The sequence below is a fragment of the Propioniciclava flava genome (assembly GCF_004126535.1).
GTDB classification, from domain to species: Bacteria; Actinomycetota; Actinomycetes; order Propionibacteriales; family Propionibacteriaceae; genus Propioniciclava; species Propioniciclava flava.
Genome location: NZ_PPCV01000015.1, coordinates 1 through 6,226 on the forward strand (window position 1 = coordinate 1; position 6,226 = coordinate 6,226).

Below are 6,226 nucleotides of genomic sequence, written 5' to 3' on the forward strand. Positions count from 1 at the left end.
GGGGGTGGTTGATTTGGTGGTGGGTTGTGGTGGGTGTAATGTTTCTCAAGCGCTCGGGGGCTGGTTGAGCTTCGGTTTGAGGGTTCTTGGGTGTCGCGTTTGGTGCTGTTTGGCCTTGTGTTTTGGGGTTTGGTGGTGCTGGGTGTGGCTGGGAGTTGGGTTCGGGAGCGGGTTTGCTTCTGGGTTCGGGTTCTGGTAAGGTTGGTCGAGTGCCCCGCTGAGGGCCCTGCCGGTTGGTTGGGGTGTTTGGTGGTGTGTGTCGGAAGTTTGAGAACTCAACAGCGTGCTTAGGTCAATGCCAGTGGCCGAATGTTCATCATCGTTTGGTGGTGGGTGTTTGGTTCATATTTTTGATGCACATGAACCTTTAGGTTTGTGTGTCCTCGTTAACCAACCGTGTGTTGGTTTTCTTTTGAGATTGTAACAACCTTTTTTAGGGTTGGGTTTCTTTCTCTCATTGTTTTTCAATGGAGAGTTTGATCCTGGCTCAGGACGAACGCTGGCGGCGTGCTTAACACATGCAAGTCGAACGATGATCTGCTCTTCGGAGTGGTGATTAGTGGCGAACGGGTGAGTAACACGTGAGTAACCTGCCCTCCACTTTGGGATAACTGTGGGAAACTTCAGCTAATACCGGATATTGAATACTGCTCGCATGGGTGGTGTTTGAAAGATTTTTTGGTGGGGGATGGACTCGCGGCCTATCAGCTTGTTGGTGGGGTAATGGCCTACCAAGGCGATGACGGGTAGCCGGCCTGAGAGGGCGACCGGCCACACTGGGACTGAGATACGGCCCAGACTCCTACGGGAGGCAGCAGTGGGGAATATTGCACAATGGGCGAAAGCCTGATGCAGCAACGCCGCGTGCGGGATGACGGCCTTCGGGTTGTAAACCGCTTTCACCAGGGGCGAATTTGACGGTACCTGGAGAAGAAGCACCGGCTAACTACGTGCCAGCAGCCGCGGTGATACGTAGGGTGCGAGCGTTGTCCGGATTTATTGGGCGTAAAGAGCTCGTAGGTGGTTTGTTGCGTCGGAAGTGAAAACACAGGGCTTAACTCTGTGCTTGCTTTCGATACGGGCAGACTTGAGGAAGGTAGGGGAGAACGGAATTCCTGGTGGAGCGGTGGAATGCGCAGATATCAGGAGGAACACCAGTGGCGAAGGCGGTTCTCTGGACCTTTCCTGACGCTGAGGAGCGAAAGCGTGGGGAGCAAACAGGCTTAGATACCCTGGTAGTCCACGCCGTAAACGGTGGGCACTAGGTGTGGGGGACATTCCACGTTCTCCGTGCCGTAGCTAACGCATTAAGTGCCCCGCCTGGGGAGTACGGCCGCAAGGCTAAAACTCAAAGGAATTGACGGGGGCCCGCACAAGCGGCGGAGCATGCGGATTAATTCGATGCAACGCGAAGAACCTTACCTGGGTTTGACATCTGCCGGAAGCATCCAGAGATGGGTGTGCCTTTTTGGTCGGTTGACAGGTGGTGCATGGCTGTCGTCAGCTCGTGTCGTGAGATGTTGGGTTAAGTCCCGCAACGAGCGCAACCCTCGTCCTATGTTGCCAGCGGGTAATGCCGGGAACTCATGGGAGACTGCCGGGGTCAACTCGGAGGAAGGTGGGGATGACGTCAAGTCATCATGCCCCTTATGTCCAGGGCTTCACGCATGCTACAATGGCTGGTACAAAGTGTTGCTATCCCGTGAGGGTGCGCGAATCACGTAAAGCCAGTCTCAGTTCGGATTGGGGTCTGCAACTCGACCCCATGAAGTCGGAGTCGCTAGTAATCGCAGATCAGCATTGCTGCGGTGAATACGTTCCCGGGCCTTGTACACACCGCCCGTCAAGTCATGAAAGTCGGTAACACCCGAAGCCGGTGGCCTAACCCTTGTGGGGGGAGCCGTCGAAGGTGGGATCGGTAATTAGGACTAAGTCGTAACAAGGTAGCCGTACCGGAAGGTGCGGCTGGATCACCTCCTTTCTAGGGAGCCTGTATACCTCATTAGCCTGCTGGGTTGGGGGGTTGTTGTTCTGTTCGTGTCCGAGTGTGGCACGCGGGATGCCAGGCGTTATTTGTGGAAGCATTGATCGAGTCTGATGTCACTGAGACTGTGGCTGGTTAGTACTACTCACTGTGTGGGTGTGGAACGCTGGTTGTGGTGGGGGTGGTGTTGGGTGTGCACGTTGTTGGGTTCTGAAATTTCCGGCTGTTCTTTGCATGCTGTTTTGGTGTGTGGAGTGTTGGGGTTTCGTTGTTGTCCTGGTCTTGCTGGGCGTTCATCTTTGGGTGGGTGTTTGGTTTGGTTGGGGTTGTTGTTTGAGAATTGTATAGTGGACGCGAGCATCTTTAAGTAGATTTTTTGTTGTTGATCGTTTTGATTTGGTGACAAGCTACTAAGGGCGATCGGTGGATGCCTTGGCATCAAGAGCCGATGAAGGACGTTGTAACCTGCGATAAGCCACGGGGAGCTGGTAAACGAGCTTTGATCCGTGGATGTCCGAATAGGGAAACCTCGAAGATACCGGAGTTATGTCCGGCGACCTCACCCTGAATATATAGGGGTGTTGGAGGGAACGTGGGGAAGTGAAACATCTCAGTACCCATAGGAAGAGAAAACAATTGTGATTCCGTGAGTAGTGGCGAGCGAAAGCGGAAGAGGCCAAACCCGGTGTGTGTGATAGCTGGCAGGCGTTGCATGCTGGGGGTTGTGGGAGCATTCGGATCGAGCTGCTGATTGATCGACGAGTGATAAAGGTTGTGCGAAGTTGAACGGTCTGGGAAGGCCGACCATAGTGCGTGAGAGTCGTGTAAACGTATGTGCAACCCTCGTGAGTGTATTCCCAAGTAACACGGAACCCCTGAAATTCTGTGTGAATCTGGCGGGACCACCCGTTAAGCCTAAATACTCCTTGATGACCGATAGCGGACAAGTACCGTGAGGGAAAGGTGAAAAGTACCCCGGGAGGGGAGTGAAATAGTACCTGAAACCGGTCGCCTACAATCCGTCGGAGCCTCTTTGTGGGGTGACGGCGTGCCTTTTGAAGAATGAGCCTGCGAGTTAGTGGTACGTGGCGAGGTTAACCCGTGTGGGGAAGCCGTAGCGAAAGCGAGTCCGAATAGGGCGTTTGAGTCGCGTGCTCTAGACCCGAAGCGAAGTGATCTATCCATGGCCAGGGTGAAGCGACGGTAAGACGTCGTGGAGGCCCGAACCCACTTGGGTTGAAAACCGAGGGGATGAGCTGTGGATAGGGGTGAAAGGCCAATCAAACTTCGTGATAGCTGGTTCTCCCCGAAATGCATTTAGGTGCAGCGTCGTCTGTTTCTTACCGGAGGTAGAGCACTGGATGGTCTAGGGGGCCCACAAGCTTACCGAAATCAGCCAAACTCCGAATGCCGGTAAGTGAGAGGACGGCAGTGAGACTGTGGGGGATAAGCTTCATAGTCGAGAGGGAAACAGCCCAGATCACCAGCTAAGGCCCCTAAGGGACTGCTAAGTGGAAAAGGATGTGGAGTTGCGAAGACAACCAGGAGGTTGGCTTGGAAGCAGCCACCCTTGAAAGAGTGCGTAATAGCTCACTGGTCAAGTGATTCTGCGCCGACAATGTAGCGGGGCTCAAGCAGTCCGCCGAAGCTGTGGCATTCACATGTGTACTAGGCCTTCGTGGTCCAGGTGTGTGGATGGGTAGGGGAGCGTCGTGTGTGCGGTGAAGCGGCGGGGTGACCCAGTCGTGGAGTGCACACGAGTGAGAATGCAGGCATGAGTAGCGAATGACGGGTGAGAAACCCGTCCGCCGAATATCCAAGGGTTCCAGGGTCAAGCTAATCTGCCCTGGGTAAGTCGGGACCTAAGGCGAGGCCGACAGGCGTAGTCGATGGACAACCAGTTGATATTCTGGTACCGGCGTAACAACGCCCGTGTCGAGGTCAGTGATACTAAGCACGCAAGATTAACTGTCGATCACCTTTGGTGGTTGTGGTTGGTTGAGTCTGTGACCTGAACTGGTATTAGACAAGCTGCGGAGGGACGCAGGAAGGTAGCCCAACCCACGTGATGGTTATCGTGGGCTAAGAGTGTAGGACGGCGTGTAGGCAAATCCGCACGCTTTATGTTTGAGACTTGATGGCACTGGCATCTACGGGTGTTGGTGTGGGTGATCCTATGCTGCCTAGAAAAGCTTCGTGAGCGAGTTGTTAAGCCGCCCGTACCCTAAACCGACACAGGTGGATAGGTAGAGAATACCAAGGCGATCGAGATAATCGTGGTGAAGGAACTCGGCAAAATACCCCCGTAACTTCGGGATAAGGGGGACCTGATCCGTGGCCACTCTTGCAGTGGGTAGCGGTGAGGGTCGCAGAGACCAGGCCCAAGCGACTGTTTACTAAAAACACAGGTCCGTGCGAAGTTGTAAGACGATGTATACGGACTGACTCCTGCCCGGTGCTGGAAGGTTAAGGGGAACTGTTAGCTGTAAGGCGAAGCGGTGAACTTAAGCCCCAGTAAACGGCGGTGGTAACTATAACCATCCTAAGGTAGCGAAATTCCTTGTCGGGTAAGTTCCGACCTGCACGAATGGAGTAACGATTTGGGCGCTGTCTCCACCACGAACTCGGCGAAATTGCACTACGAGTAAAGATGCTCGTTACGCGCAGCAGGACGGAAAGACCCCGGGACCTTTACTATAGTTTGGTATTGGTGATCGGTACGACTTGTGTAGGATAGGTGGGAGACTGTGAAGCTTGGACGCTAGTTCAGGTGGAGTCATTGTTGAAATACCACTCTGGTCGTTCTGGTTATCTAACCTCGGACCATGATCTGGTTCAGGGACAGTGCCTGATGGGTAGTTTGACTGGGGCGGTCGCCTCCCAAAAGGTAACGGAGGCGCCCAAAGGTTCCCTCAGCCTGGTTGGCAATCAGGTGTTGAGTGTAAGTGCACAAGGGAGCTTGACTGTGAGACAGACATGTCGAGCAGGGACGAAAGTCGGGACTAGTGATCTGACGGTGGCGTGTGGAAGCGCCGTCACTCAACGGATAAAAGGTACCCCGGGGATAACAGGCTGATCTTGCCCGAGCGTCCATAGCGACGGCATGGTTTGGCACCTCGATGTCGGCTCGTCGCATCCTGGGGCTGGAGTCGGTCCCAAGGGTTGGGCTGTTCGCCCATTAAAGCGGCACGCGAGCTGGGTTTAGAACGTCGTGAGACAGTTCGGTCCCTATCCGCTGCGCGCGTTAGAGTCTTGAGAAGGGCTGTCCTTAGTACGAGAGGACCGGGACGGACTAACCTCTGGTGTGCCAGTTGTTCTGCCAAGAGCACGGCTGGTTGGCTACGTTGGGAAATGATAACCGCTGAAAGCATCTAAGCGGGAAGCATGCTTCAAGATGAGGACTCTCACCACCTTGAGTGGGTAAGGCCCCCTAGAGACCATGGGGTTGATAGGCCAGATGTGGAAGCACAGTAATGTGTGGAGCTGACTGGTACTAATAGGCCGAGGGCTTGTCACAACACCATGTCATGGTGATCAACGACAAGTACAAGAATTTGCGTGATGTTTGCGTCCACTATACGATATCTGAGACAACAAACCCGTTCAGGGTGTGATTGTTGATTGTCCCTCATGCCTGCGGGTGTGGGATGAATAACTCAAGATTGTTTCGGTGGTCATAGCGTGAGGGAAACGCCCGGTCTCATTCCGAACCCGGAAGCTAAGCCTCGTAGCGCCGATGGTACTGCACACGGGAGTGTGTGGGAGAGTAGGACGCCGCCGGACACACCCACCCAATCCTCCTTTTGTGGGGGGTTTGGTGTGTTAAGGGTGATCGTGCCCCCAAAACCTGATGGTTTTGGGGGCACACCCATATCCCCACCCAACCCTTTTTCGTATCCCCACCTAAACCCCTTCTTTGTTTGGGTGGCTGGGATCCGGTGTAGGACCGGTAAGCGGGGATAACCAAGGGGGGCCTTGGCGTGTGGGTGTTGGGTGTGTCGGGGTAGTGGCTGGGCCGGGTTTACCTGTCCTGGCCGACACATGTCGAGGATCCCGTCCGCACGCGTTCACGTGCCGGCTGAGCACGGGTGTTGTGCCGACTGAGTGCCCCCGGGGAGAGTGAACATGCGCCCCCAAGGCTGGTTGAATGGCCCGGGAAACGGTGGACCACGCCTCCCGAACCGGTACACGCTACCGACAGGGGTAGACCCAACCACGACAAACCAGCCCCCCAGCCCCAGC

The 6,226-nt window shown here is 54.9% G+C and carries 3 rRNA genes; all 3 read left to right on the top strand.

Going from position 1 to position 6,226, the window contains the following annotated elements:
* Nucleotides 1-464: 464 nt before the first annotated feature.
* Nucleotides 465-1,981: ribosomal RNA gene (locus tag C1706_RS13780) — 16S ribosomal RNA — on the top strand.
* A 403-nt stretch (nt 1,982-2,384) separates the two neighbouring features.
* Nucleotides 2,385-5,501 (top strand): 23S ribosomal RNA (locus tag C1706_RS13785).
* A 149-nt stretch (nt 5,502-5,650) separates the two neighbouring features.
* Nucleotides 5,651-5,767: ribosomal RNA gene (rrf, locus tag C1706_RS13790) — 5S ribosomal RNA — on the top strand.
* Together the 16S, 23S and 5S rRNA genes form the textbook arrangement of a ribosomal RNA operon.
* Nucleotides 5,768-6,226 lie beyond the last annotated feature (459 nt).